This window comes from Blastococcus saxobsidens DD2 (assembly GCF_000284015.1).
In the GTDB taxonomy this organism is placed as follows: domain Bacteria; phylum Actinomycetota; class Actinomycetes; order Mycobacteriales; family Geodermatophilaceae; genus Blastococcus; species Blastococcus saxobsidens_A.
The window spans coordinates 843,331-866,897 of the sequence record NC_016943.1 but is presented as its reverse complement, the minus strand read 5'-3'; the positions used below and the strand labels follow the sequence as shown (position 1 = coordinate 866,897).

Here is a 23,567-nt window from a genome sequence, read left to right as displayed (position 1 = left end):
TCGCGGCGGCGCTGCCAGAAAAGCTATCGGCGGAACGTCCGAAGCAGCGCCCATGCGGCGCACCTGCAGCAGACGAACACGCCGGGTGTGCTCCCGAGCTCGGCGGCATTCGACCGGGGCACGCCCTGGCGCAGCACCCGCACGTCACCGTCAACGGCGCGGTCACGACGCGCCCCGCGGGATGCGGACGAGTTGGTCGACCGTCGGCGCTCCCTCCAGCCCCGTATGAGGTCTAGCGCGCGGCACGATAACCCGACGGGACCCGGCTCGTCCGCGCTGGCTGCACTGAGCGCCTCTAGGAGATGGGCCTCGCTCAACCGGCGGCCTGCAGAATCAGGCAGGTGGTGGTGGCGTGGGCGATGAGCTTGCCGTGTCCGTCGACGACCTTGCCCTCTGCCGTTGCGGTGCGCCGGCCGACGTGGATGACGCTGCCGGTCGCGGTGAGGGTCTCGCCGTTGGTCTGGACCGCTCGGACGTAGTTGACCTTTAGTTCGAGGGTCGTGTAGCCGACACCGGCGGGCAGGGTGGTATGCACGGCGCAGCCTACGACGGAGTCGAGCAAGGTGGCGGCGATCCCGCCGTGGACGGTGCCGAGCGGGTTGGAGAAGTCGGGGCGGGTCTTGACGGACATGACGACGTGGCCGTGGTCGACCTCGTCGAAGCGCATGCCGAGCAGCCGCCCGATGGAGGGGGTGTCGGGCGGGCTCTCGGACTTGATCCAGCGGAGCTGTTCGAGGCCGGTCATGGCGGCCAGATTTGGCCGGGTCACTCGGCGGCGTCCTGGCTGGTCAACACGCGTCGCACCGGAGAGCCGTTCACCGGCTCACCGCAGGTACGACAGGTCCACGCCAGATCCACGGGATGGTCGGGGTGGTCGCCCGGCGCGTGGTGCAAGCGCACGGTCGGCTCCTCGGCGACCCAGCGGTCACCCCACTGCAGCAGGGCTTGCAGCACCGGTATGAGGTCCCGGCCGCTCTTGGTCAGGTGATAGCTGGAGCGCGGCGGCGCGGTGCTGTACGGGCGCCGTTCGAGCACGCCTACCTCGACCAGGTCGTTGAGCCGGGCCGTGAGCCGGTCCCGCGGCGCGCCGGTTCCGTGCGCGATGTCGGTGAAGCGGTGGCTGCCCATCGACACCTCACGCACCACCAGCAGCGCCCACCGGTCCCCGACGACCTCGAGGGCGCCGGCGATGGAGCACGCTCTGCCCGGCAGGTCCTGCAGTGGGGTGATCGGCATGCATCAAGGTTTGCACATCAAACTGACAGCCGCTACTTTCGCCTCAGTCCGGTTTCCCCACTGACTGCTCGCCAGGCAGCGCAGTCGCTCACTGAGAGGCCCCTGTGCAGCCGATGACGCCACACCAGCCCGGTCACCCGCCGTCCAGCAGTCCCCGTCCCGGGCAGAGCCGGGGCCGGTCGTGACGGCGGGCGCGGGCACAGCGCCGACTCGCTCCCGCGCGCCGCGGCCACCCGCCTCGCCTGCTGCCGTGCTCGGGGTGCTGTCGCTCGCCGCGTTTATGGCAAGCCTGGACCTGTTCATCGTCAACGTGGCGTTCGGCTCGATCGCCTCGGACTTCGGCGGCGCCTCGTTATCCAGCGTGAGCTGGGTGCTGAGCGCCTACGCCGTCGTCTACGCCGCGCTGCTCGTGCCGCTGGGGCGGCTGGCCGACCGGTTCGGCCGCAAGGCCGGCTTCCTGCTCGGGCTCGCCGTCTTCACCCTGGCCAGCGTCGGCTGCGCGGCAGCCGGTGAGCTCTGGCAGCTCGTGGCCTTCCGCACCCTGCAGGCCGCCGGCGCCGCTCTGCTCACTCCCGCCAGCCTGGGCCTGCTCCTGCACGCGATGCCGCCCGAGCGCCGGGCCCGCGCTGTGCGCATCTGGGCCGCCACCGGCGCGCTGGCCGCCGCGGCCGGTCCCGTCGTCGGCGGGCTGCTGGTTGGCGCCTCCTGGCGCTGGGTGTTCCTCGTCAACATCCCGATCGGCCTGCTGGCTCTGGTCTTCGCCGCCCGCGTGGTGCCCGAGTCCAAGGACCCTCAGCCCGGGCCGCTGCCCGACCTGCTCGGCGCCGCCCTGCTCGCGGTATCGGTCGGCGCCCTCGCCCTCGGACTCGTCCAGGCCCCCGAGTGGGGCTGGGCCAGCCCGGACACCCTTCTCGCGCTCGGCGTCTCGGTCCTGACGCTGGCGGCCTTCTGGCGCCGGTCGGTGCGCCACACCGCACCTGTCGTGGAACCCGCGCTGCTTGCCGTCCGCGCCTTCGCCTGGTCCAACGCGACCTCGCTGCTGTTCGGCATCGCGTTCGCCGGCAACCTGCTCGTCAACATCTTGTGGATGGAGCAGGTCTGGGAGTACTCCGCCCTACGCACCGGCCTCGGGGTGGCAGCCGGCCCGCTGATGGTCCCGGTGTTCGCCGCGGTGGCGCAGAGCGTGGCGCACCGGGTGCCCATCGGCGTCATCGCCGCCGCTGGCAGCCTGCTGCTCGGCACTGGGCTGATGCTGAGCGTGCTCCTGCTCGGCGCCGACCCGGCGTACGCGACCCAAATGCTGCCGTGCCTGCTCATCACCGGCGCCGGCGTCGGCCTGGCGCTGCCGACGATCCTGGCGTCTGCGACCGTCGACCTGCCTCCCGCCCGCGCCGCGACAGGCAGCGCCGTGGTCAACATGAGCCGCCAGGTCGGCAGCGTCCTGGGCGTCAGCATTCTCGTCGCGCTGCTCGGGACACCCGTCGGCTACGCCGCCGTCAACAACGCGTTCGACAACGTCCGGTGGGCCCTCGCCTTGGCAGGCGGGCTCGCCGCCGCCGCCGCCATCGGCATGACACCGCGCACCACGCAGCAAGCAGCAGCGCCCGGGCCCGCACCGCAGTAGCCCACCGCTCGCGCTCGCAATGAGGACCGACCGGCCGCACCCCCGCGGCGCCGGTCTGCCGCCTGCACCGGGTCCCCCGGCTCGCTCACCACTCACCGAGCTCGCGACGCTGGTCGACGCCGGCGTCCTGCGGCCCGTCCTCGACCGCGTCTTCGAGCGGGACGCCACCGGCGAGGCGCTGTCCTACGTTCAGGAGGGCCGGGCGAAGGCCGGCAAGGTCGTCCTCGTCGCCTCATGGTCGCCACGGCAATAGCCGTCGGCAGCGTGACAAGCGATGTCTTCGTGGTTCTTCTGGCCCACCCATCGCGCCCGCTCATGCCGCAATGCGCGCGGTGTCTCGCTCGAGGATCCCATGCGGGACGCCGGTCGACGACTCATCCAAGCGATTTGCTGTCGCCGTAGCGGGTTCCCGGGGGAACAGCACGGATTGCGGCTTGTCCGCGCTGTTCTTCACATCGGCCGAACATCCCGGGCGTGGTCAGTCCGTCTTCCGAGACCGCTTCGGCCGCTCCGGGGGCATCATGAGCTCCGGCATGGCCCGCAGCATGAACTTGTCGAAGTGCGGCACGGTGAACGCGGCGTAACCGTGCTCGGGCGTGTAGAGCAGCCCCATGTTGATCAGCTGTGCGCGTGTTGGACCCATCTGCGTCGACTTACGCCCGATCGCGGCCGCCACGTCCTGAGCCTTCTGCGCCTCGGGACCGAGCTCGGCCATCGCGCGTAGATAGATGCGCTCCATCTCGGTTGCCCGGTCCAGCCGCACACGGAAGAACGACTCGTCCAGCTTCGCCTCGTAGGTGGGCAGGGCCAAGGCGATATCCTCCCGAGTGATCGTGGGGCCGTCGGCGACACCCCACACGGCGTAACCTAGCTCTTGTAGAAAGTACGGGTAGCCGCCGGTGACCTCGATCGCCAGGTCAAGCGCCTCGTCGCTGAAATCGGCGTCCTCGGCTTGGGCAGGCTCAGCCAGGGCCGCGCGCGCGTCCTTGTCTTCAAGGTTCCCGATCCGGGGGAACTTGAACAGCCGCTCTGAGTAGGACTTCGCGTCCCCGGCGAGTTCTGCGATCTGCGGCAGGCCGGCACCCACCATCGTGACCGGGAGTCCTCGCTGCACGGTCTTGTGGAGCGCTGAGATCAGCGCCTCCAACTGCGTGGTGGACAGGAACTGCACCTCGTCGAAGAGAAGCACGAGACCCCTGTTCGTGTCCTGCGCAGCCTCCCCCACCGCTACGAGAAGGTCGGTGAGGTCAGCTTGAAGCTCCTGCTGGTCGGCAAAGCCTTGCGCGGCGTCGACGTCGATCCCGCCGGTCAACGCTCCAGTCGGGTCGACTGAGACGCTGAAAGACTTCAGCACGGCCGCAGCGCGCTGCATACGGTCACCCCAGCGGGCCTTGGGCGACATCTCGAACAGCGAGGTGCGGATCGCGCTCACCATCTGCCGCCGGAACTGCTCGTCGTCGTGCTTGGACGCCTCGCGCTCGACCACCACCCAGTTGAGTTCCTGCGCTTTGCTTCGGAACCGGCCAAGTAGCACGGTTTTGCCGACGCCGCGAAGGCCCGTGATGATCATGGACTGCTCAGTGCGCCCCGCACTCATCCGACGCAGCAGTAGCTCGAAGGTCATGAGCTGTACGTCGCGGCCAAGCACAGCGGGCGGCTGCGCACCGGCGTTTGGCGTGTAGGGGTTCCGAATCGGGTCCACGAGCAGACGTTACCCTTCTTATGATGCTTTATCGAGTCTGGATAAACCCGACTAAAATTCATAACGCGTTCCCCGCTGCAGGGGGCGGCGACGACGATCCCTCGGCCCCATAGCAACAACGTCCCTGACGTCCCGCGCGACGATCCTCGAACGGGGCGTCGGAGGCGACCAGGAGCGGAGATTTGAACAGGAGCCTTTACCGCTTGGTCGCGGCTCTGGCCAGGTACTCCACGAGGACATCGGCCCCGCCGCGCCGTGGGTCGCGGCTGATGCGTGAGAGTGACTCACCACCGTCGGGACCGTTCGTGGCGGTGTGCAGCACGCGGTCGCCGCGCCAGAACTTGATGATGCGCGCGTCCACCGCTCGGTCGTCGAGCACGATTCGTGTGGTGCCCTCGTCGAGCAGTTGCTCCGCGGCCTTCAGCAGTTGCGGCTTCCAGCGCCTCTTCACCTCAGCCAGCGCTGCCTCGTGGTCGGCCCGGTGGCGAACGCGCCGCTCGGTCAAGGCGGCGCGTTCCTCGCCTGTTGCGGGTCGGCTTCCGCTCGGAACACCGGGACCGAAGACGGCCGCCTGTCGATGGACGGGCCCGCCCCAACGCTGGCCCATTGAGTGCCGGTCGAAGTAGACCTGCGCGGGGTCACTCACCCGCAGCAGGAGCCTCGGGAGCATCATGCGCGGACCGTAGTTGGCACGGAGTTCCATCGGCAGCAGGAGCGGGCGGACGCGCATGCGCGATCACGGCAAACCGCCAGCTGCGCCCGTCGTCCGGCCCTGTCTACCGAGCTGGGGCAGGGGATGCGCCGTTCGACGATCCCCAAGCGGAACTGCCGGGGTGCGACGGGTGGTCACTTCCCAGCCAGTTCCCGATAACCGCTTCCAGGCCGGCTGGGGTGAGTCGGGGGAAGGGTGGGCCGAAGGCCCAGCCCGGAGGGCCGCGCAGCGCCCTTCCGGCGACCCACGCCAGCCGGCATACTCACGCGGAGGGAGCGGCTCCAGCGATTTTGGCTCGTGGTCCGAGAACCCCGATACCCTGTGATCATGAGTTCGGCCGACGGCTGGGACCTGACGGTCCCCGAGGATGCAGCCGAGCTGCTCGCCGAGCTGCGCCGTCACGGCGTGCGGCCCGGCCAGCGCCTGCATGTGGTGCGCGCGGATGAGGAGCCCGAGCCGTCAAGCGGCGAAGATGCTCCCCGGCCTCCCCGGGCGAAGCTCGACTTCATCGGCTCGGTCCACGGTGGTCCTTCGGACCTGTCCACCCGCACCGACGAGTACCTGCAGCGAGGCTTCGGCCGCGAGTGATCCTCGTCGACACGAACGTCCTCGTCGCGGCTGCCCGGACCGCTGACACCAACCACGATGCCGCGGCGCGATTGCTCGAGACCTTCGACGAGCCGCTGCTGGTTCCGCCCACCGTGCTGGCAGAGGTCTGTTACCTCCTCAACGAGTGGGGCGGACCCGGTGCCGAGGTCCGGTTTCTCCGCGACATCCGGCCCGGCGGGCTGCAGCTGACAGAGTTGACCGCTGCCGACGTCGCACGCATGGCCGACTTGGTTGAGCGGTACGCGGACCTCCGTCTCGGCGGGACCGATGCCTCGCTCGTCGCCATCGCCGAGCGCCTGCGCATCGATCGGATCGCCACCTTCGACCGGCGCCATTTCACGGTCGTCCGCCCCGCCCACGTCGTGGCGTTCACGCTGCTTCCCGAGGTCACGTCAACCTGACCGGATGTCCGCTGGGCCGGCACATGTGCACGGTCGAGCTCGCGGACGCCGTCGCGGCCAGGGCACGGCGCAGTGTCAGGCCCTCGGACTACGTTCGGCCGCGTCGGTTTCCGGTGAGGTCCATCGGTATTTGAAGGGCGGAGCCATGGCGAGCATCCAGGATCGATGGCGTCGCAGGGATCCGGCCACCGGCCGCCTGGTGCCCACGGAGTTGGACGGCAAGGGGTTGCGCTACCGCCCGCAGTTCCGGGACCCGTCGGGCCGTCAGATCATGAAGGCCTTCGCGCTCAAACGCGACGCCCAGCGCTGGCTGGATGACCAGACAGCGCACATCGCGCGCGGAACGTACGTCGACCCGGGCGCCGGCCGCACCACGTTCGCTGAGTTCTACGCGGACTGGTCCAGCCGGCAGGTGTGGGCACCGGGGACGGTCCTCGCGATGAACCTCGCGGCCGGTTCGGTGCCGTTCGCCGACGTCCCGTTGAGATCGCTGCGCCGCTCGCACGTCGAGGGCTGGGTGAAGGGAATGGTCAACCGGGGTCTTGCCCCCGGCACCGTGCACACGCGCATGAACAACGTGCGCGCCGTCCTCCGCGGCGCCGTCGCCGACAAGCTGATGGCGAGTGATCCGAGTGTCGGCGTCACGCTCCCCCGGCGCCGCCGGGCGGCAGCCGCGATGACCCTGCCCACGGCGGCCCAGGTCGGCGCCGTCCTCCAGGCCGCCGACGACGCCTTCCGCCCCTTCGTCGCGCTCTGCGCCTTCGCCGGTCTCCGACTCGGCGAGGCCGCCGCCGTCCAGGTCGAGGACATCGACTTCCTGCGGCGCACGCTCACCGTCACCCGCCAGGTACAGCGAGGAGGTCGGGGTCGGGTCGAGTTGCGGCCGCCCAAGTACGGCAGTGAGCGGGTCGTCTTCCTCGCCCCGGGGCTTGTCGACCTCCTGGCGGCGCATGTCGCCGCGTTCTGCCCGGGTGGTGGATGGCTCTTCACCGGAGAAGCGGGACAGCCCCCGCACCAGAACACTGTCGGCTACCGCTGGCGCACCACCACCTCGGCCGCCGGCATCGCGGGGCTTCGACTGCACGACCTCCGGCACTTCTACGCCTCGGGCCTGATCGCGGCCGGCTGCGACGTCGTCACCGTGCAGCGGGCCCTCGGGCACGCCTCCGCCACCACAACGCTGAACACGTACAGCCACCTGTGGCCGAGTGCGGAGGACCGCACCCGGACCGCCGCGCAGGCCTTGCTCGCAGATTCTTGTGGACTGAGTGTGGATTGGGAGGAGTCATTAACTCGCTGACCTGCGGTTTTATGCCGATCTACACGTTGAAGCGGAACTCCACGACGTCGCCGTCGGCCATGACGTACTCCTTGCCCTCCATGCGGACCCAGCCCTTGGCCTTGGCCTCGTTCATCGAGCCGGCCTCGACCAGCTGGTCGAAGGAGACGATCTCGGCCTTGATGAAGCCCCGCTGGAAGTCGGAGTGGATGACGCCGGCGGCCTGCGGTGCCGTGGCGCCGACCGGGATGGTCCAGGCGCGGGCCTCCTTCGGCCCGGCGGTCAGGTAGGTCTGCAGCCCGAGGGTGCGGAAGCCCACCGACGCCAGCTGGTCCAGTCCGGGCTCGTCCTGGCCGATGGAGGCCAGCAGCTCGGCGGCCTCCTCCTCGGGCAGCTCGATCAGCTCCGACTCGGTCTGCGCGTCGAGGAAGATGGCCTCGGCCGGCGCAACCAGCCCGCGCAGCTCGTCGAGCATCGCGCTGTTGGCCAGCTCGTCGGCGTCGACGTTGAAGACGTAGAGGAACGGCTTGGTGGTCATGAGCCCGAGCTCGCGCAGGGGTGCGGGATCGAGGCCGGCGGCGAACAGGGTCTTGCCCTCGTTGAGCACCTGCTGCGCCTCGACGGCGGCCTTGTGCAGCTGGGCGCGCTCCTTGTCCTTGCGCATCTCCTTCTCCAGCCGCGGGATCGCCTTCTCCAGCGTCTGCAGGTCGGCCAGGAGGAGCTCGGTGTTGATGGTCTCGATGTCGTCGGCCGGGCTGACCTTGCCGTCGACGTGCACGACGTCGGGGTCGGCGAAGACCCGGATCACCTGGCAGATCGCGTCGCTCTCGCGGATGTTGGCCAGGAACTTGTTGCCCAGCCCCTGCCCCTCGCTGGCGCCACGGACGATGCCGGCGATGTCCACGAAGGACACGGTGGCCGGGATGATCTTCTGGCTGCCGAAGATCTCGGCGAGCTTCGCCAGCCGCGGGTCGGGCACCCCCACCACGCCGACGTTCGGCTCGATCGTCGCGAACGGGTAGTTCGCCGCGAGGACGTCGTTCTTGGTCAGGGCGTTGAAGAGGGTCGACTTGCCGACGTTGGGCAGGCCGACGATCCCGATGGTGAGGCTCACGGGAGTCCAGCCTAGTTTGCGACCGTGCCGTCCCCCGATCTCCGCGTCTGCTTCTTCGGTGACTCGCTGACCGCCGGGGTCGGAGACGACGCCGCACTGGGCTGGGTCGGACGCGTGGTGGCCGCCGCGCGCCGCGCCGGCACCGACCTCACCGGCTACAACCTCGGTGTCCGGCGGGAGACCTCCCAGGACGTGCAGGCCCGCTGGCTGGCCGAGGCCCGACCGCGGCTGCACCAGGGCGACGGCCGAGGCGTGGTCCTCGCCGTCGGGGTCAACGACACCACCGTCGACGGCGGGCAGCGGCGGGTGCCGCAGTCCGGGACCTTGCGCGCGGTGCGGCTCGTCGCCGACCAGGCCGGCGAGCAGGGGTGGCCGCTGCTGGTCGTCGGGCCCACCCTCGTCCGGGACGACCAGCAGAACCGGCGCATCCTCGACCTGTCCGAGGCCATCGGCACGCAGTGCGCCGCAGTGCATGTGCCCTACGTGGAGATCGGCACCGGCCTGCAGGACGACGAGTGGCTGCGCGAGGTCGCCGCCCGCGACGGCGCCCACCCATCCGCGCGTGGCTACGAGCGGCTGAGCCGCGTGATCGGTCCCGTCTTCCTGGAGTGGCTGGGCGCCGTGGCAGAAGACGCCCGAATCGCCTAGCAGGACACCCCGCACCAGCCGTACTCGCCGGACGGCGCGCAGGTCCGGCTACCCGTTCATCGCCCTGCACCAGGCCCCGGCAGGAGCCCCCGCTCCACCGCCACCATCACCGCCCGCGTCCGGTCGTCGACACCCAGTTTGGCGAAGACGCGCAGCAGGTGGGTCTTGACCGTCGCCTCCCCGATGAAGAGCTCCCGGCCGATCTCGGCGTTGGTGAGCCCGCGCGCCACCCCGGACAGGACCTGCAGCTCGCGGGCCGTCGGCGCATCGACCGCCGGGGCACGCATCCGCGACACCAGCCGGGCCGCCACGGGTGGCGCCAGTACCGTCTCACCGCGGGCGGCAGCGCGCACGGCATCGGCGAGTTGCGGCAGCGGGGTGTCCTTGAGCAGGTAACCGGTGGCCCCGGCCTCGACGGCCCGCACGATGTCGGCGTCGGTGTCGTAGGTGGTCAGCACGAGCACCCGGACCGAGGGGTGGGCCACGCCGATCCGCTCGGTCGCCGCGACGCCGTCCATCCGCGGCATGCGCAGGTCCATCAGCACGACGTCCGGCGCGTGCTCGGCCACGAGCGCCAGTGCCTCCAGCCCGTCGCCGGCCTCGCCCACCACCTCCAGATCGGGCTGGGCCGCCAGCCAGCCGACCAGCCCGCCACGCACCACCGGGTGGTCGTCCACCACCAGCACTCGGACAGTGCTCATGCCTCGACTCCGGTCTCGTTCCACTCCTCGCTCGTTCCTCGCCGCGATGCTCGCTCGACCGTCGTTCTCGCGGTCATCGCGCCGGCACCCGCACCGTCACCCGCGTCCCCTCCCCCGGCGCCGAGGCGACGTCGACGGCCCCGCCGACCTCCTCGGCGCGGTCCCGCAGCCCCGCCAGCCCCACACCCGGCGCGGCCGCCGGGTCGAACCCGACCCCGTCGTCCTCCACGTGCACCGACACCTGAGCGGACTCCCCCTCCCCCACCCGGCCGACCCGCAGCACCACCGCCCCGGCCGACGCGTGCCGGCGCACGTTGGCCAGCGCCTCCTGCGCCCCGCGCAGCAGCACGATCTCCTCCGCGCGCGACAGGCCGGGATCGGCACCGGTGAGCGCGTCGGTGTCCAGCCGGGTGGCGATGCCGGTCTCCCGGCCGAACCGTTCCGCCAGCCGTCCGAGGGCCTCGACCAGGGTGGCGGAGTCCAGCGCGACGGGCGCGAACGCGGCGACCATCGCCCGCGCCTCCGCCAGGTTCTCGCGGGCGACGTCCTCGATCAGCGCCAGCCGCTCCGCGGCGACCGGCGGTGAGCCCGGCAGCGCGGCCGCCGCCGTCTGCGCCAGCACCACGATGCTCGTGTAGCCCTGCGCGAGCGTGTCGTGCACCTCGCGGGCCAGCCGCTCCCGCTCCGCGACGACGCCCTGTTCGCGGTGCGCGGCGGCGAGCTCGGCGCGGGTGGACTCCAAGTCGCGGATCAGCTGCGCCCGCTGCGCGCTCTGCTCCAGCACCCGGTGCACCCACAGCCCCATGGCGAGGCTGAGCACCATGCCGACCAGCGTCTGCCCCGGCCCCCAGAGCGGCTCGTCGCCCCGGGTCCAGGCGATCGACGGGCCGAGGGTCGCGGCGAAGGCCAGCGCAAGGGTCCACAGGACGCCGTCCCGGACCGATTCCACGAGGAACCAGACCAGCGGGTAGCCGAGGAACATCAAGAAGAGCAGGGAGGGCTGCTCCCAGGCGAGCACCCCGAACACGGCCACGTGGACGACGAGGAAGCCCGTCGCCCGCCACGACTCCCGCCCCCCGATCGCCGGGCCGCCCAGGAGCACGTACGCCAGCGCCCACCCGCCCAGCGCTCCGACCAGGACGGCGCGGTCGCCGTCGACGTCCCCGGCCAGGGCCACCGCCAGCGCCAGCGCCAGCGCCACCAGCAGGCCGAACGCGATGTGCAGGACCAGGGCGGTGATCCGCCGGCCCGCCGGGGACAGCGGCGCCCCGCCGTCGTCCCCGGGCGCACCGGGGACGACGGCGGGACCCAGCAGCACCGAGCTCATCGCTCGCCCTGGCGCCAGCGGAACGTGCGCACGCAGACCATGGCGCCGATGATCACCCATGCGACCAGGATCAGCGCCGTCCGGCCGTGCTCCCATCCCCCCGCGATCTCGAACGCACCGGCCCCCTCGGGCAGGAACGCCGACCGCATGCCCTGGGTCAGCCACTTCAGCGGGAAGAGAGCGGCCACCTGCTGCATCCACCCGGGCAGCTCCAGGAAGCCGAAGAAGACGCCGGAGAGGAACTGCAGCACGATCGCGAAGGCGGTGATGGCGGTGGCCGCCGAGGTGGCGCTGCCCGGCAGCGCGGAGACCGCGATGCCCAGCACCGTGCCGGCGAGCGCACCGAGCGCCGCCACCCACAGGAACGTGACCCAGTGCCCGAGGTCGACCGGCATCGGCACGTCGTACCCGTAGCGGGCCACCGGCAGCAGCAGGGCCAGCTGCGCCGTCGTGGTGACCAGCACCTGGCCGGCCTTGCCCGCGAAGTAGGCCACCGGCGGGGTGCCGAACAGCTGCAGCCGCTCCAGCTGACCCGTCTCCCGCTCGGCCGCGACCGCGGTGCCGACCGCCTGGAAGCTGGTCAGCATGATCCCGGTGGCCGCGATCCCGGCCAGGAAGTAGTGCGGGAACGGGATGCCGCCGGGCCGCTCGTCGGCGCCCAGCACCGACGCGAAGATCACCATCATCACGACCGGGTAGGCGAACGAGAACACCACCTGCTGGCGCTCCCGGAAGAACAGCCGCAGTTCCAGCCGCACCCTGGCGAGCGCGATGCGGGCGGCCGACGGCGGAGCGGGACGGACGGTGGTGGACAGGACGGCGGCGGTCACCGGGGGTCTCCTTCGGAGTCGGTGGGGACCGCGCCGACCAGCTGGAGGTAGACGTCCTCCAGGCCGGGGCGGGTGACGGAGAGGCCGGGCACCTCGTGCGGTGCGGTGGCCAGCAGGTCGCGCAGCACGGCGGCCGGGGCCTCGGTGCGCAGCTCGCGCCACCCGCCGTCCTCCCGCCAGCGCACGGTGGCCCGGCGGCGCAGCCGCGCGCCGAGCTCGGCCGGGGGCGCGACCTCCAAGAGCCGGCCGCCGGCGACGACGCCGACCCGGTCGGCCAGCTCGGCCGCCTCGTCCAGGTAGTGGGTGGTCAGCAGCACGGTGGTGCCGGCGGCCCGCAGGTCGCGGACCAGCTGCCAGAACCCGCGCCGGGCCACGGGGTCCATCCCGGTCGTCGGCTCGTCGATGAAGAGCAGCTCCGGGGCGCCCTGCACGCCCAGGGCCACCGCCAGCCGGCGCCGCTGCCCGCCGCTGAGCGCGCCCACGCGGGTGGCCGCCTGCCCGGCCAGGCCGACGGTGTCCAGCAGCTCGTCGGTGGGCCGGGACCTGCCGCGGTAGCCGGCGAAGTGGTCCAGCGTCTCCCGCACCGTCAGCGCCTGTCCGGCGCCCTCCCCCTGGCTGACCACCCCGATCCGGTCCCGCCAGCCCCGGCCGGCCGTCGCCGGGTCCTCGCCCAGCACCCGGACCTGGCCGCCGTCCCGGCGCCGCACCCCCTCGAGGATCTCGATCGTCGTCGTCTTGCCGGCCCCGTTGGGGCCCAGCAGCGCGAAGCACTCCCCGCGGCGCACCTCCAGGTCCACCCCGTGCAGCACGGGGCGCCCTCCGTACGCCTTGCACAGGCCGCGCACCATCACGGCCGGATCCCGGTCGCCGGCCCCGACGGGGAGCGGCGCCACCTCTGTCGTCGTCATGCACCGAGCCTGTCCGCCACCGCACCGGCCCGGGACCGCCGAAGCGCTGGTCCGCCGTCCACCGACCGGTGGACGGATCGGCTCCACCGGCCGGGTGCCGCGGCCCACGGCGGCGTCCGAAATCCGCCAGAAAGGAGCCGGGGGCACTGGCATGCTCGGGGACGTGAACGAGCCCCTCGACCAGGAGCACTGCTACCGCGCCGTCGCCGGCCGGGACGCGCGCTTCGACGGCTGGTTCTTCACCGCCGTGCACACCACCGGCATCTACTGCCGTCCGTCGTGCCCGGCCCGCACCCCGCTGGCCCGCAACGTCTCCTTCTTCTCCACCGCGGCCGCCGCCCAGGGCGCCGGCTTCCGGGCCTGCCGGCGGTGCCGGCCGGACGCCGCCCCGGGGTCACCGGAGTGGGACGTGCGCGCCGACGTCGTCGCCCGCGCCATGCGGCTGATCGCCGACGGCGAGGTCGAGCGCTCCGGCGTCCCCGGACTGGCCGCCCGCCTCGGCTACTCGGAGCGGCAGCTGCACCGGCTGGTCGTCGCGGAGCTGGGCGTCGGCCCGCTGGCACTGGCCCGCGCCCAGCGGGCGCAGACCGCCCGGCTGCTCGTCGAGACGACCGACCTGCCGATGGCCGACGTCGCGTTCGCGGCCGGGTTCGCCAGCGTCCGGCAGTTCAACGACACCGTCCGGGAGGTGTTCGCCACCACGCCGACCGAGCTGCGCCGCGGCCGCCGCGGCGCGCACGGGGGCCCGCCCGGCTGGCTGACGCTGCGGCTGGCCGCCCGGGCTCCCTACTCCGCAGACGAGGTGCTGTTCTTCCTCGGCGCGCACGCGGTCCCCGGCCTCGAGGAGTGGGACGGGACGACGTTCTCCCGCGTGCTCGACCTGCCGCACGGCCCCGCGGTCGTCCGGCTGTCCCCGGCAGCCGACGGCGGCGCGGGGGTGACCGTCCGCCTGCGGCTCGGCGAACTCCGCGACCTGGCGGCCGCGGTCAGCCGCTGCCGCCGGATGCTCGACCTGGACGCCGACCCCGCCGCCGTCGACGACGTCCTGGGCGCGGATCCGGCGCTGGCCCCGCTGGTCGCCGCCGCCCCCGGGCGGCGGGTGCCCGCCTCCCCGGACGCCGACGAGCTGGCCGCGCGCGCCGTGCTCGGCCAGCAGGTGTCGGTCGCCGGCGCCCGCACGCTCACCGCCCGCGTGCTGACCGCGGCCGGCACGCCCCTCGCGGAGCCGGTCGGCACGCTCACGCACGCCTTCCCCCGGCCGGAGGCGCTCGCGGACGCCGACCTGTCGGCGGTGGGCCTTCCCGGCGCGCGCCACCGGACGGTGCACGCGCTGGCCACCGCCCTTGCCGACGGCGCCGTCGCCCTCGGGCCGGGTGCCGAGCGCGCCGAGGCCGAGCGGGCACTGCGCGCCGTCCCCGGGATCGGCCCGTGGACGGCCGCGCTCGTCGGCCTGCGTGGCCTGGCCGACCCCGACGTCTGGCTGCCCGGCGACCTCGCGCTGCGCAGGTCGCTGGCAGCGCTCGGCAGCAGCGACACCGACGCCGCCACCCGCTGGCGGCCGTGGCGGTCCTACGCCGTCCTCCACCTGTGGGCGCTCGCCGTCCCGTCCCTCTTCACCCGCCCGGCCACACCCCTCACCCGTGCACCCGACCTCCCCAGGAGCGCCTGATGACCGCCCTGCTCGACCCCACCGCCCCGCGCGTCCGCTACGCCACCGTGCCGACTCCTCCGGGTCCGTTCACCGTGGTCGTCGGCGCGGACGGCAACGGCCGCGACGTCGTCCTCGCCAGCGGGTGGACCGCGGAGCTCGACGACCTGTGGCCGGTGATCCACCGCGCGCTGCGACCCGGCGGAGCGGACGAGGACCCGCGACTGCCCGTGCTCTCGGCGGTGGAGGCGTTCGTCACCGGCGACGTCACGGCCATCGACGACGTGCCCGTGGCCCAGCGATCCGGCCCGTTCCTCGAGGAGGCGTGGCAGGTGCTGCGCACGGTCCCCGCCGGCCGGCCCGACACCTACGCCGCCTTCGCCGCCCGCTGCGGCCGGCCGGCCGCGGTGCGGGCCGCGGCGAACGCCTGCGCGCGCAATGCCGCGGCCCTGTTCGTGCCGTGCCACCGCGTGCTCGGCTCCGACGGTGGGCTGGGCGGTTTCCGCTGGGGAACTCCGGTCAAGCGCTGGCTGCTGGACCACGAAGCGGAGCACGCCGCCGTTCCCGCCTGACCGCACGAAGGCATAGGAGGGGGCATAGGAGGCTCTGCTTACGTCTGGCGGCTGGGATCCGTAGGCATGGCCTCCTATGCCGCACCGCGGGGCTGACCGGAACTGTCGGCCCCCTCGGGCACTCTCCGGGTCATGGACGCCGCTTCCCTGCTCCTCGGGCTCCTCCTCGGTGCGCTGCTGGCCACCGCCGTCACCCTCGGCGTGGTCACGCTGCTGGCGCGCCGCCGGCCGGAGGACGTCGGCCTCGAACCGGTGCACGAGTCGCTGGACCACCTGCACCGGCTGCTCGCCGGCATGGAGCGGGCCCGCGCGACCGCCCACGGCGAGCTGCGGGAGCAGATGGGCACGGTCGGCCAGGCGTCGGCCCAGCTCAAGCACGAGACGGCGGCCCTGGTCACCGCACTGCGCACCCCGCACGTCCGCGGCCGCTGGGGTGAGGTGCAGCTGCGCCGGGTGGTGGAGGTGGCCGGGCTGATCGAGCACTGCGACTTCGTCGAGCAGCCGTCGGGCACGAACGACGAGGGCGCCGGCGTCCGCCCCGACCTGGTGGTCACCCTGGCCGACGGCCGGCAGGTGATCGTTGATGCGAAGGTGCCGTTCACCGGCTACATCGAGGCCGTCCAGGCAGACGACCGCGCGGTGCGTGCGGAGCGGATCGCGGCGCACGCCCGCCAGCTGCGCGCCCACATCGACGCGCTCGCCGCCCGCCGCTATCCCACGGCCTTCCGGCCGGCTGCGCCGTTCACCGTCCTCTTCGTCCCGTCCGACGGATTCCTCACCACGGCACTGGAGGCCGAGCCCGGCCTGCTCGAGCACGGCTTCGCCCGCGACGTCGTGCTGGCCACCCCCAGCACCCTGCTCGCCCTGCTGCGCACCGTCGCCTACTCGTGGCGGCAGGAACGCCTGGCCCGCGACGCCGACCAGGTCCTGGAGGTGGGCCGGCGGCTGCACGCCCGGCTGAGCACTCTCTCCGGGCACCTGACCCGGCTGGGCTCGGCCCTGTCGACGACCCTCACCCGCTACAACGAGACGATCGGCTCCTACGAACGGTCGGTGCTCACCGCCGCCCGGCGGTTCGACGACCTGGGGATCGCCGAGTCGGCGGTGCCGGAACCGGCCCCCGTCGAGGCGACGGTGCGCACGCTCCGCCCGACGGAGCTGCCCGACCTCCCGGGCCCCGACACCACCGGTCGGCTGGACGTGGTGACCGAACGCGAACGCGACGGCACGTCCGGCTGACCCCGGTCGACCCCGGCCGACCGGCTCTGCCGGGCGACACGTGTGCCCCCCGTGTCACAGGCATCACGCTGTGTCGCTGAACCACCACAGGAAGGCGGCGACGCGGCGTCGTCCTCCCGCCTCGGGGCAGCTCCGGTCGCTACCGTTGCCCGGAAGGTCGGCCAGCCGGGTCGCCCTGCGAAACGGGACGGAGGTGCGCCATGGCCACGGCGAGCACGGCGGGCGCATGGCACAGCGGAGGGCGCCCCGAGCGGCCCTACCCCGCGCGCGCACCGCGCCCGACCGCCGGCGCCGAGCGACCGGGTCGTCCCGCCCGGCAAGGGGCACCGGCCCGCGGCCCTGCCGCGGAAGGATTCCGGGCCGCGGAGCGCGAGTTCCCCCAGGACCGGTTCGACCAGCCGTACCCCGTGCCCCGCCGTCCCGCCGGCGCCCGGCCGGCGGAGGCGCGCGGCCGGGAACGGACCTCGGCCAGCGGCGCCCGGGAGAGCAGGCTGCGTGGCGCGGTCGCCGTCCTCGGCGTCTTCCTGCTGACGTTGGCCGGTTGCGCCGTCGACTCGTTCGTCGGCACGGGGCTGGGCACGATCACCCTCGTCACCCTGGCCGCCGGCACCGCGATCGCCACCTGGCTCGTCCGGCGTCGCGACCTGCTCACCGTGATCGTGGCGCCGCCGCTGGTCTTCGTGCTGGTCGCCATGGCGAACATCAGCCTGGCCCCGTCGGCGACGGTCAACCTGCCCACCATGGCCACCCTGCTGGTGCGCGGCTTCCCGACCATGGCCGTCGCGACCGCCATCGCCGTGGTGCTCGGCCTGGTGCGGCTGGCCGGCCGACGCTAGGCGTCGCCCCCTGAGCACGACGAAGCCCCGGCCCCGCGGACGCGGGACCGGGGCTTTCTCGTGGAACGGGTGGGTCAGTCGGCCGCGGGACCGGCGTCGCGGCGCTTGGCCCGCAGCTCGTGCGGCAGCGCGAAGACCAGCCGCTCCTCGGCCGCCTTCACCGTCCCGACGTCGGCGTAGCCGCGCTCGGCCAGCCAGTCGAGCACCTCGCTGACCAGGATCTCGGGCACCGAGGCACCGCTGGTGACGCCCACCGTCGAGACACCGTCCAGCCAGGCCGGGTCGATCTCGGCGGCGTAGTCGACGAGGTAGGACGCACGCGCGCCGGCCTCGAGGGCCACCTCGACCAGCCGGACCGAGTTGGACGAGTTCGTGGAGCCGACCACGAGCACCAGGTCGCACTCGGCCGCCATCTGCTTCACCGCCTGCTGCCGGTTCTGGGTGGCGTAGCAGATGTCGTCGCTCGGCGGCGACTGCAGGCCGGGGAAGCGGTTCTTCAGCTGGTCGACCGTCGCCAGCGTCTCGTCGACCGACAGCGTGGTCTGCGACAGCCAGACGACCTTCTCGGGGTCGCGGACCTGCACGTTCGCCACGTCCTGGGCGCCGTCTACCAGCTGGACGTGGGCCGGGGCCTCGCCCGCGGTGCCCTCGACCTCCTCGTGCCCGCGGTGACCGATGAGCAGGATGTCGAAGTCGTCGCGGGCGAACCGCTTGGCCTCCTGGTGCACCTTGGTGACCAGCGGGCAGGTGGCGTCGATGGTGCGCAGCTGCCGCGCGGTCGCCTCCTGGTGGACCGCCGGGGACACCCCGTGCGCGCTGAAGACGACGACCGAGCCCTCGGGCACCTCGTCGGTCTCCTCGACGAAGATCGCGCCACGCCGCTCGAGGGTGGCCACGACGTGCTTGTTGTGGACGATCTGCTTGCGGACGTAGACGGGCGCGCCGTGAATCTCCAGGGTCCGCTCGACGGCCACCACCGCCCGGTCGACGCCGGCGCAGTACCCCCGGGGATCGGCCAGCAGGACCCGTCCGCGTTGATCAGCCATGCCCCCATGGTAGGTGGGTCCCGGCGGCGGGCGGGTTCGCGCGGGTGGCACAGGACACGGATGTGACGAGCCCCATCCCTCCGGAGAGCGCATCCTCCCTGGTGGGTGTGTCGGGTCGGGTGTTCTGGGGCACGCTGTCCCCATGGCCCGTGAGATCCCCGAGGTTGTCCGCGCCGCCGCCGGTCTGGCGGCCACCGCGCTCGACGAGGTGCGCAAGCTGCCCGAGACCCTGCCCGGCCTGCCGGTGCGCGTCATCGGCATGGCGATGCAGCACGCGATGAAGGTGCAGCAGACCTACGCCGGGCTGATCGCCCGCGGCGACGAGCTGCTCGTCGGCCTGCGCGGCGACGCCGAGCCGGGCATGGCCACCTTCGACGACGACGAGGCCGCGCCCGCCACCGGCTTCCGGGAGTCCGCCTTCGACCGCGCCCCCTCCGGCACAATCACCGACGACGAGGTGGCCGAACTCCCCGACGACCCAGCGGCCGACGCGGTCGTGGCCGCGGTCGACGACCTGAGCCAGGAGCTGGTGGAGGACCTCGCCGGGGGTGTGGAGGACCTCGCCGGGGGTGTGGAGGACCTCGCCGGGGGTGTGGAGGACCTCGCCGACGGCGCGGCCCAGACCCAGCAGAGCCTGACGGACCTGCCCACCGAGGCGCCCAGCACCGACGAGGTGCTCGACGAGCTGGCCATCGACGAGGCAGTCCCCGAGGTCCCCGACACCGACCCACTGGGTCCGGGTGTCGACGACGCCGTGGCGACCGAGGACGCCGACGCCCTGGAGCAGGCGCTCCTCGAGAACGGGCCCGCGCCGTCGGCCGACGACGTCGAGGCCGACGGTGCCACGAACGTCGACGTGCTGACCCCGGACGGCGAGGTCGAGACCGTCGACGCCGCGGTCACCGACGAGGGGATCGCCGCGGTCGAGGCGCCGCAGGACGACGCGGGCACCGACGAGACGGTGGCGACGACCAACCCGGCTGCCGAGCAGGACGCCGCCGACCAGGAGGCCACCACCGGCTCCGGCGCCGATCGCAGCGGTACCGACACCGCTGACACCGACGCGGCCATCGCCGAGGGTGCGTCGGTGGGCGCCGTCGGGGAGACCTCCGACGCCCCGACCGACGATCCGCAGGGGGGCAGCGAGGTGTCTGGTGCGCAGGCGGCCGGCGCCGCGCCCGTCGACGGCTACGACAGCTTCTCCATCGCCCAGCTCCGCGGACGACTGCGTGGCTACCAGCTGGAGACCGTGGCCGACCTGCTCGCCTACGAGGAGGCCACCCGGGCACGGGAGCCGTACCGGCGGATGCTACGCAACCGGTTGGAGAAGCTCGAGGAGCAGGCGGTCGAGTCCAGCCCGCTGGCGCCGCGCGGCACCTGAAAGAGGACCGGGACGGGGCGCCCGGGGTGTCGGTGCCGTCTGGCACCCTCGGGACGTGACCGCCCCGTCCACCCCGGAAGCCCCCTGGCCGGTGCGCACGGTGGCCCGCAAGGTGGCCGACTGGATCGGCCGGCTGGGTGAGGTGTGGGTCGAGGGCCAGGTGGCGCAGTTGTCCCGGCGGGGCGGCGCGGCCACCGTCTTCCTCACGTTGCGGGACCCTGCGGCCGACCTGTCGGTGCCCGTCACCTGCCACCGCGACGTCGCCGAGCGGCCGGGGCTGGAGCTGACCGAGGGCGCGCGGGTGATCGTCCGAGCCCGGCCCGACTACTACGTCGCCCGCGGTTCCTTCTCGCTGCGGGCCACCGAGATCCGCGCCGTCGGCCTGGGCGAGCTGCTCGCCCGCATCGAGCGGATCCGCCGGCTACTGGCCGCCGAGGGCCTGTTCGAGGCCGCACGCAAGCGGCCGCTCCCGTTCGCCCCCGCCGTCGTCGGGCTGATCACCGGCCGGGACAGCGCCGCCGAGCGGGACGTGCTGGTCACCGCGCGTCGCCGCTGGCCGGCGGTCCGCTTCAGCATGCACAACTGCGCGGTCCAGGGCCCGCAGGCGGCGACGAACGTCATCGATGGGCTGCGCCGGCTGGATGCCGACCCGGCGGTCGAGGTCATCGTCGTCGCGCGGGGCGGTGGCTCCGTCGAGGACCTGCTGCCGTTCTCCGACGAGGGCCTGGTCCGTGCGATCGCCTCCTGCCGCACCCCGGTGGTGACCGCGGTGGGCCACGAGACCGACACCACGCTGGTCGACCATGTCGCCGACGTCCGGGCCGCCACCCCGACCGACGCGGCGCACCGGATCGTGCCGGAGATCGGTGAGCAGCGGCAGCTGGTCGCCGGCCTGCGCGCCCGGGCCCGGCACCTGGTCGCCGCACGCCTGGACCAGCAGGAACGCTGGCTGGAGTCGGTCCGCACCCGCCCGTCGCTGGCCTCGCCCGAGCGGCTCCTGCACGGCCGGGCCGACGACGTCCTCGGGTTGCGCACCCGCGCCCGCCGGACGCTCGTCCACCGCGTCGAGGGCGCCGAACGCGACCTGGAGCACGCCCGGGCACGGGTGGCGGCCCTGTCGCCGGCGGCGACGCTGGAGCGCGGCTACGCCGTCGTCCAGCGGCACGACGGCTCACTGGTGCGCGACCCCGCCGAGGTGGCCGACGGAGAGCAGCTGCGCATCCGCGTCGCCGGCGGCCGGCTGGCCGTCCGGGTGGACCGCGCCGACGATCCCGACACCGCGGCTCCCAGCCCCCACGAGGAGGATTCCCCATGAGCACGACCGAGGAGCCGACCACCACCTACGAGCAGGCCCGCGAGGAGCTCGCCGACGTGGTGCGGCAGCTCGAGGCCGGTGGCCTGACGCTGGAGGAGTCGCTGACCCTGTGGGAGCGGGGCGAGGAGCTGGCCCGGCTGTGCCAGCACTGGCTGGACCGGGCCCGGGAGCGGCTGGCCGCCGCCGCGCCCGACGACGCCGCGGAGAGCTGACCGGGGCTCAGGCGGGGGGACGCAGCTCCCCGCCCGGGGCGACCACGAGGCCGGCGTCGGCGAAGGCGGCCAGCACCCGGTCCACCCGGCGCTCCAGCATCGGGGAGGCGGCATCGACGGACTGCCGAGCCGATCCGTCGTCGAGACAACGCGCCAGCACGTCACGCAGCTGTGCAGCGCGTGTTGGCTGCGCCGCCGGAATCCGGGTGACCATCCCGCAGGGGCACGACCCGCCGGTGGCCGGAGCCCGGTGATCACTACGGGGGCAATCCTCGCGTGGCGACATCTGCATCTCCTCGGGAACGGTGTGCCGTCGGTGAGCCCACAGCGTCCCGCCGCCGGCGGCGCACGGCCGCTCGACTCTCCCGAAGGTCATCAGGTCGTGACCTGGGCCACTGGCGACTACCCCGCGTAGGGCTCCACCGCCGCCGCGACCGCGGTCAGCTCGTCGTCTCCGGCCGAACCGGTCACCACCAGGGTGATGCCGTCGTCGACCCGGGAGAGCGCCGTCTCCCCGCGCTGGGTGGTCGAGCGGGACCACTCCGCACCCTCGATCTCGAGATCCCCGGCTTCGGTCGCGCCGTCGAGCACCCCCCGCACGGCCTCGGCGTCGGAGTCGTCGCTGACCACGAACCCGGCATAGGCCCCGGAGGGGGTCACGTAGCCGATCTGCACCGTCACCGGCTCGCCCTCGCCGGCGTTCCCCGCATCGGTGCGCACACTCGTCGGCCGGTACTCCTCGTCGAGGTCGGGCACCAGGAGGGGGTAGTCGGCCCGCAGGTCGGCCAGCCGGAGCGTGTTCGCCAGGTCGATCTCGCGCACCGGGTCCTCCGGATTGTGCAGGAAGGCCTGCCAGCCGACGACCAGCAGGCAGATCACCACCAGCGGCAGCAGGGACCGGATCATGTTCGCCGCGCTCATCCGGTTGGCCCGCTCCACCGCGGACGCCGGCGGGGGCGGCACCTGCTCCTCGGGCGCGACCACATCCTCGGGGACGTGGGGACGCTGGCTCGTCGGGCCGATTCCGGTCATGCCCCTAGGATCGCAGGAGAGCTCTCCCACACCGCCGCCCAGCGTCCGTGCGGCCTCCCACCGGCGCAGATGCGCCGGGAGTGGCCGGGGCCAGGCGTCGCCACCACCCGGTGGTCCAACCAGGAGGTCCTGTGTCGCTGCCCCTGCCCGATGGTCCCGTCCCCACGTCCGGCTCCGGCCGCGGCTTCAGTGCCGACCGTCCCGCTCCTGACCGCAACCTGGCCCTCGAGCTGGTGCGGGTCACCGAGGCCGCCGCGATGGCTGCCGGGCGCTGGGTCGGTCGTGGTGACAAGAACGGCGGTGACGGCGCGGCGGTCGACGCCATGCGCGCCCTCATCGGCACGGTGAGCATGAAGGGCGTCGTCGTCATCGGCGAGGGCGAGAAGGACGAAGCCCCGATGCTCTACAACGGCGAGCAGGTGGGTGACGGCAACGGCCCGGAGTGCGACGTCGCGGTCGACCCGATCGACGGCACCACCCTGATGGCCAAGGGCATGCCCAACGCCATCGCCGTCATGGCCGTCGCCGAGCGGGGCGCCATGTACGACCCGTCGGCCGTCTTCTACATGGAGAAGCTGGCCACCGGTCCGGCGGCGGCCGACGTCGTCGACATCACCGCGCCGGTCGCGGAGAACATCCGCCGCATCGCCAAGGCGAAGAAGAGCTCCGTCGGCGACGTCACCGTCTGCATCCTCGACCGGCCCCGCCACGAGCAGCTGGTCCAGGAGGTCCGCGAGGCCGGCGCCCGGATCAGGTTCATCACCGACGGCGACGTGGCCGGCGCGATCGCCGCCGCGCGCGAGGGCACCGGCGTCGACCTGCTGCTGGGCATCGGCGGCACGCCGGAGGGGATCATCACCGCCTGCGCGCTCAAGTGCATGGGCGGGGCGCTGCAGGGCCGGCTGTGGCCCAAGGACGACGAGGAGCGGCAGAAGGCCCTCGACGCCGGGCACGACCTGGACCGGGTGCTGCACATCGACGACCTGGTGCGCGGCGACGTCTTCTTCGTGGCCACCGGCATCACCGACGGCGAACTGCTGCGCGGCGTGCGCTACAGCGCCGGCGGGTGCACGACGCAGTCGTTGGTCATGCGCTCCCGGTCGGGCACCATCCGCTCGATCGACAGCCTGCACTCGCTGGAGAAGCTGCGCGCCTACTCCGCGGTCCCGTTCGACCGGGAAGGCTAGTCAGCGCT

26 protein-coding genes are annotated in these 23,567 nt (G+C 73.1%); 14 read left to right on the top strand and 12 right to left on the bottom strand.

Features of this window, described 5'->3' with window-relative positions:
• Positions 1–313: 313 nt before the first annotated feature.
• Together BLASA_RS04110 and BLASA_RS04105 are read right to left on the bottom strand one after the other, a co-directional pair.
• Complete coding sequence (locus tag BLASA_RS04110) at positions 314–769, bottom strand: PaaI family thioesterase (RefSeq protein ID WP_041775594.1); 456 nt, start codon at positions 767–769, stop codon at positions 314–316.
• Positions 766–1,236 (bottom strand): winged helix-turn-helix transcriptional regulator, encoded by a 471-nt coding sequence (locus tag BLASA_RS04105; RefSeq protein WP_014374754.1) that lies wholly within the window; start codon positions 1,234–1,236, stop codon positions 766–768. The genes BLASA_RS04110 and BLASA_RS04105 overlap by 4 nt, the downstream gene beginning before the upstream one ends.
• A gap of 250 nt (positions 1,237–1,486) precedes the next feature.
• Between BLASA_RS04105 and BLASA_RS04100 the strand changes: the two genes are divergently transcribed.
• Positions 1,487–2,860 carry a DHA2 family efflux MFS transporter permease subunit gene (locus BLASA_RS04100; protein WP_014374752.1) on the top strand — a complete coding sequence of 458 codons (1,374 nt, stop codon included), beginning with the start codon at positions 1,487–1,489 and terminating at the stop codon, positions 2,858–2,860.
• 19 nt (positions 2,861–2,879) lie between these two features.
• Positions 2,880–3,113, top strand: a complete 234-nt coding sequence (locus tag BLASA_RS04095; protein WP_014374751.1) for a zinc-binding dehydrogenase — start codon at positions 2,880–2,882, stop codon at positions 3,111–3,113.
• A 225-nt stretch (positions 3,114–3,338) separates the two neighbouring features.
• Here the strand turns inward: BLASA_RS04095 and BLASA_RS04090 are convergent, their stop codons facing one another.
• Together BLASA_RS04090 and BLASA_RS04085 are read right to left on the bottom strand one after the other, a co-directional pair.
• On the bottom strand, positions 3,339–4,562 hold the full coding sequence (locus tag BLASA_RS04090; protein WP_014374749.1) for an ATP-binding protein: 1,224 nt from the start codon (positions 4,560–4,562) through the stop codon (positions 3,339–3,341).
• A 196-nt stretch (positions 4,563–4,758) separates the two neighbouring features.
• Complete coding sequence (locus BLASA_RS04085) at positions 4,759–5,292, bottom strand: hypothetical protein (protein ID WP_014374747.1); 534 nt, start codon at positions 5,290–5,292, stop codon at positions 4,759–4,761.
• 309 nt (positions 5,293–5,601) lie between these two features.
• Here BLASA_RS04085 and BLASA_RS04080 point away from each other — a divergent pair, with 309 nt between their 5' ends.
• The 3 genes from BLASA_RS04080 to BLASA_RS04070 all read left to right on the top strand — a co-directional run bounded on the left by BLASA_RS04080 (position 5,602) and on the right by BLASA_RS04070 (position 7,584).
• Positions 5,602–5,862 carry a hypothetical protein gene (locus BLASA_RS04080; protein WP_014374746.1) on the top strand — a complete coding sequence of 87 codons (261 nt, stop codon included), beginning with the start codon at positions 5,602–5,604 and terminating at the stop codon, positions 5,860–5,862.
• The gene (locus BLASA_RS04075) at positions 5,859–6,284 is read left to right on the top strand and encodes a type II toxin-antitoxin system VapC family toxin (protein WP_014374745.1); all 426 of its coding nucleotides are present in this window, start codon (positions 5,859–5,861) and stop codon (positions 6,282–6,284) included. Before BLASA_RS04080 ends, BLASA_RS04075 begins: the two co-directional genes overlap by 4 nt.
• A gap of 145 nt (positions 6,285–6,429) precedes the next feature.
• Positions 6,430–7,584 carry a tyrosine-type recombinase/integrase gene (locus BLASA_RS04070; RefSeq protein ID WP_014374744.1) on the top strand — a complete coding sequence of 385 codons (1,155 nt, stop codon included), beginning with the start codon at positions 6,430–6,432 and terminating at the stop codon, positions 7,582–7,584.
• A 19-nt stretch (positions 7,585–7,603) separates the two neighbouring features.
• Here the strand turns inward: BLASA_RS04070 and ychF are convergent, their stop codons facing one another.
• The gene (gene ychF, locus BLASA_RS04065) at positions 7,604–8,677 is read right to left on the bottom strand and encodes a redox-regulated ATPase YchF (RefSeq protein WP_014374743.1); all 1,074 of its coding nucleotides are present in this window, start codon (positions 8,675–8,677) and stop codon (positions 7,604–7,606) included.
• A gap of 24 nt (positions 8,678–8,701) precedes the next feature.
• Here ychF and BLASA_RS04060 point away from each other — a divergent pair, with 24 nt between their 5' ends.
• Positions 8,702–9,325: a GDSL-type esterase/lipase family protein gene (locus BLASA_RS04060; protein ID WP_014374742.1), complete on the top strand. Its 624-nt coding sequence runs from the start codon at positions 8,702–8,704 to the stop codon at positions 9,323–9,325.
• 56 nt (positions 9,326–9,381) lie between these two features.
• Here BLASA_RS04060 and BLASA_RS04055 read toward each other — a convergent pair whose 3' ends face one another.
• From BLASA_RS04055 to BLASA_RS04040, 4 genes are all read right to left on the bottom strand, one after another.
• Positions 9,382–10,026, bottom strand: a complete 645-nt coding sequence (locus BLASA_RS04055; protein WP_041775592.1) for a response regulator — start codon at positions 10,024–10,026, stop codon at positions 9,382–9,384.
• 73 nt (positions 10,027–10,099) lie between these two features.
• On the bottom strand, positions 10,100–11,353 hold the full coding sequence (locus tag BLASA_RS04050) for a sensor histidine kinase (RefSeq protein ID WP_014374740.1): 1,254 nt from the start codon (positions 11,351–11,353) through the stop codon (positions 10,100–10,102).
• Positions 11,350–12,183 (bottom strand): ABC transporter permease, encoded by an 834-nt coding sequence (locus tag BLASA_RS04045; protein WP_014374739.1) that lies wholly within the window; start codon positions 12,181–12,183, stop codon positions 11,350–11,352. Before BLASA_RS04045 ends, BLASA_RS04050 begins: the two co-directional genes overlap by 4 nt.
• Positions 12,180–13,091 (bottom strand): ABC transporter ATP-binding protein, encoded by a 912-nt coding sequence (locus BLASA_RS04040; protein WP_051004820.1) that lies wholly within the window; start codon positions 13,089–13,091, stop codon positions 12,180–12,182. Before BLASA_RS04040 ends, BLASA_RS04045 begins: the two co-directional genes overlap by 4 nt.
• 163 nt (positions 13,092–13,254) lie before the next feature.
• Between BLASA_RS04040 and BLASA_RS04035 the strand changes: the two genes are divergently transcribed.
• The 4 genes from BLASA_RS04035 to BLASA_RS04020 all read left to right on the top strand — a co-directional run bounded on the left by BLASA_RS04035 (position 13,255) and on the right by BLASA_RS04020 (position 17,386).
• Positions 13,255–14,760: an AlkA N-terminal domain-containing protein gene (locus BLASA_RS04035; protein ID WP_014374737.1), complete on the top strand. Its 1,506-nt coding sequence runs from the start codon at positions 13,255–13,257 to the stop codon at positions 14,758–14,760.
• Positions 14,760–15,311, top strand: a complete 552-nt coding sequence (locus BLASA_RS04030; protein ID WP_014374736.1) for a methylated-DNA--[protein]-cysteine S-methyltransferase — start codon at positions 14,760–14,762, stop codon at positions 15,309–15,311. Before BLASA_RS04035 ends, BLASA_RS04030 begins: the two co-directional genes overlap by 1 nt.
• Positions 15,312–15,443: 132 nt before the next feature.
• Complete coding sequence (locus tag BLASA_RS04025) at positions 15,444–16,550, top strand: DNA recombination protein RmuC (RefSeq protein ID WP_014374735.1); 1,107 nt, start codon at positions 15,444–15,446, stop codon at positions 16,548–16,550.
• Positions 16,551–16,750: 200 nt separating this feature from the next.
• On the top strand, positions 16,751–17,386 hold the full coding sequence (locus tag BLASA_RS04020) for a DUF6542 domain-containing protein (RefSeq protein ID WP_014374734.1): 636 nt from the start codon (positions 16,751–16,753) through the stop codon (positions 17,384–17,386).
• Positions 17,387–17,460: 74 nt separating this feature from the next.
• Here the strand turns inward: BLASA_RS04020 and BLASA_RS04015 are convergent, their stop codons facing one another.
• Complete coding sequence (locus BLASA_RS04015) at positions 17,461–18,432, bottom strand: 4-hydroxy-3-methylbut-2-enyl diphosphate reductase (RefSeq protein ID WP_014374733.1); 972 nt, start codon at positions 18,430–18,432, stop codon at positions 17,461–17,463.
• A 142-nt stretch (positions 18,433–18,574) separates the two neighbouring features.
• Here BLASA_RS04015 and BLASA_RS23280 point away from each other — a divergent pair, with 142 nt between their 5' ends.
• From BLASA_RS23280 to BLASA_RS04000, 3 genes are read left to right on the top strand one after another with little or no spacing between them, the layout of a single operon-like run.
• Entirely contained in the window at positions 18,575–19,813 is a 1,239-nt protein-coding gene (locus BLASA_RS23280) for a hypothetical protein (RefSeq protein ID WP_014374732.1), read from the top strand.
• Between the two features lie 55 nt (positions 19,814–19,868).
• Positions 19,869–21,128, top strand: coding sequence for an exodeoxyribonuclease VII large subunit (gene xseA, locus BLASA_RS04005; protein WP_014374731.1), 1,260 nt, complete (start codon positions 19,869–19,871; stop codon positions 21,126–21,128).
• Positions 21,125–21,340 carry an exodeoxyribonuclease VII small subunit gene (locus BLASA_RS04000; protein WP_014374730.1) on the top strand — a complete coding sequence of 72 codons (216 nt, stop codon included), beginning with the start codon at positions 21,125–21,127 and terminating at the stop codon, positions 21,338–21,340. The genes xseA and BLASA_RS04000 overlap by 4 nt, the downstream gene beginning before the upstream one ends.
• Before the next feature lie 7 nt (positions 21,341–21,347).
• Here the strand turns inward: BLASA_RS04000 and BLASA_RS24810 are convergent, their stop codons facing one another.
• Positions 21,348–21,500: a hypothetical protein gene (locus BLASA_RS24810; protein WP_166486465.1), complete on the bottom strand. Its 153-nt coding sequence runs from the start codon at positions 21,498–21,500 to the stop codon at positions 21,348–21,350.
• A gap of 242 nt (positions 21,501–21,742) precedes the next feature.
• Positions 21,743–22,372 carry a DUF4245 domain-containing protein gene (locus tag BLASA_RS03995; protein WP_051004819.1) on the bottom strand — a complete coding sequence of 210 codons (630 nt, stop codon included), beginning with the start codon at positions 22,370–22,372 and terminating at the stop codon, positions 21,743–21,745.
• A 143-nt stretch (positions 22,373–22,515) separates the two neighbouring features.
• Here BLASA_RS03995 and glpX point away from each other — a divergent pair, with 143 nt between their 5' ends.
• Positions 22,516–23,559 (top strand): class II fructose-bisphosphatase, encoded by a 1,044-nt coding sequence (gene glpX, locus BLASA_RS03990; RefSeq protein ID WP_051005128.1) that lies wholly within the window; start codon positions 22,516–22,518, stop codon positions 23,557–23,559.
• The last annotated feature ends 8 nt before the right edge of the window (positions 23,560–23,567 follow it).

What these genes read in the sequence shown, in the direction of transcription:
- BLASA_RS04080 (WP_014374746.1), top strand. Translation starts at nt 5,602, where the DNA reads ATGAGTTCGGCCGACGGCTGGGACCTGACGGTCCCCGAGGATGCAGCC.
- BLASA_RS04085 (WP_014374747.1), bottom strand. Translation starts at nt 5,292, where the DNA reads ATGCGCGTCCGCCCGCTCCTGCTGCCGATGGAACTCCGTGCCAACTAC.
- BLASA_RS03995 (WP_051004819.1), bottom strand. Translation starts at nt 22,372, where the DNA reads ATGACCGGAATCGGCCCGACGAGCCAGCGTCCCCACGTCCCCGAGGAT.
- BLASA_RS23280 (WP_014374732.1), top strand. Translation starts at nt 18,575, where the DNA reads ATGGCCCGTGAGATCCCCGAGGTTGTCCGCGCCGCCGCCGGTCTGGCG.
- BLASA_RS04095 (WP_014374751.1), top strand. Translation starts at nt 2,880, where the DNA reads ATGAGGACCGACCGGCCGCACCCCCGCGGCGCCGGTCTGCCGCCTGCA.
- BLASA_RS04050 (WP_014374740.1), bottom strand. Translation starts at nt 11,353, where the DNA reads ATGAGCTCGGTGCTGCTGGGTCCCGCCGTCGTCCCCGGTGCGCCCGGG.
- BLASA_RS04055 (WP_041775592.1), bottom strand. Translation starts at nt 10,026, where the DNA reads ATGAGCACTGTCCGAGTGCTGGTGGTGGACGACCACCCGGTGGTGCGT.
- BLASA_RS04020 (WP_014374734.1), top strand. Translation starts at nt 16,751, where the DNA reads ATGGCCACGGCGAGCACGGCGGGCGCATGGCACAGCGGAGGGCGCCCC.
- BLASA_RS04025 (WP_014374735.1), top strand. Translation starts at nt 15,444, where the DNA reads ATGGACGCCGCTTCCCTGCTCCTCGGGCTCCTCCTCGGTGCGCTGCTG.
- BLASA_RS04105 (WP_014374754.1), bottom strand. Translation starts at nt 1,236, where the DNA reads ATGCCGATCACCCCACTGCAGGACCTGCCGGGCAGAGCGTGCTCCATC.
- BLASA_RS04000 (WP_014374730.1), top strand. Translation starts at nt 21,125, where the DNA reads ATGAGCACGACCGAGGAGCCGACCACCACCTACGAGCAGGCCCGCGAG.
- BLASA_RS04030 (WP_014374736.1), top strand. Translation starts at nt 14,760, where the DNA reads ATGACCGCCCTGCTCGACCCCACCGCCCCGCGCGTCCGCTACGCCACC.
- BLASA_RS04040 (WP_051004820.1), bottom strand. Translation starts at nt 13,091, where the DNA reads ATGACGACGACAGAGGTGGCGCCGCTCCCCGTCGGGGCCGGCGACCGG.
- BLASA_RS04015 (WP_014374733.1), bottom strand. Translation starts at nt 18,432, where the DNA reads ATGGCTGATCAACGCGGACGGGTCCTGCTGGCCGATCCCCGGGGGTAC.
- BLASA_RS04070 (WP_014374744.1), top strand. Translation starts at nt 6,430, where the DNA reads ATGGCGAGCATCCAGGATCGATGGCGTCGCAGGGATCCGGCCACCGGC.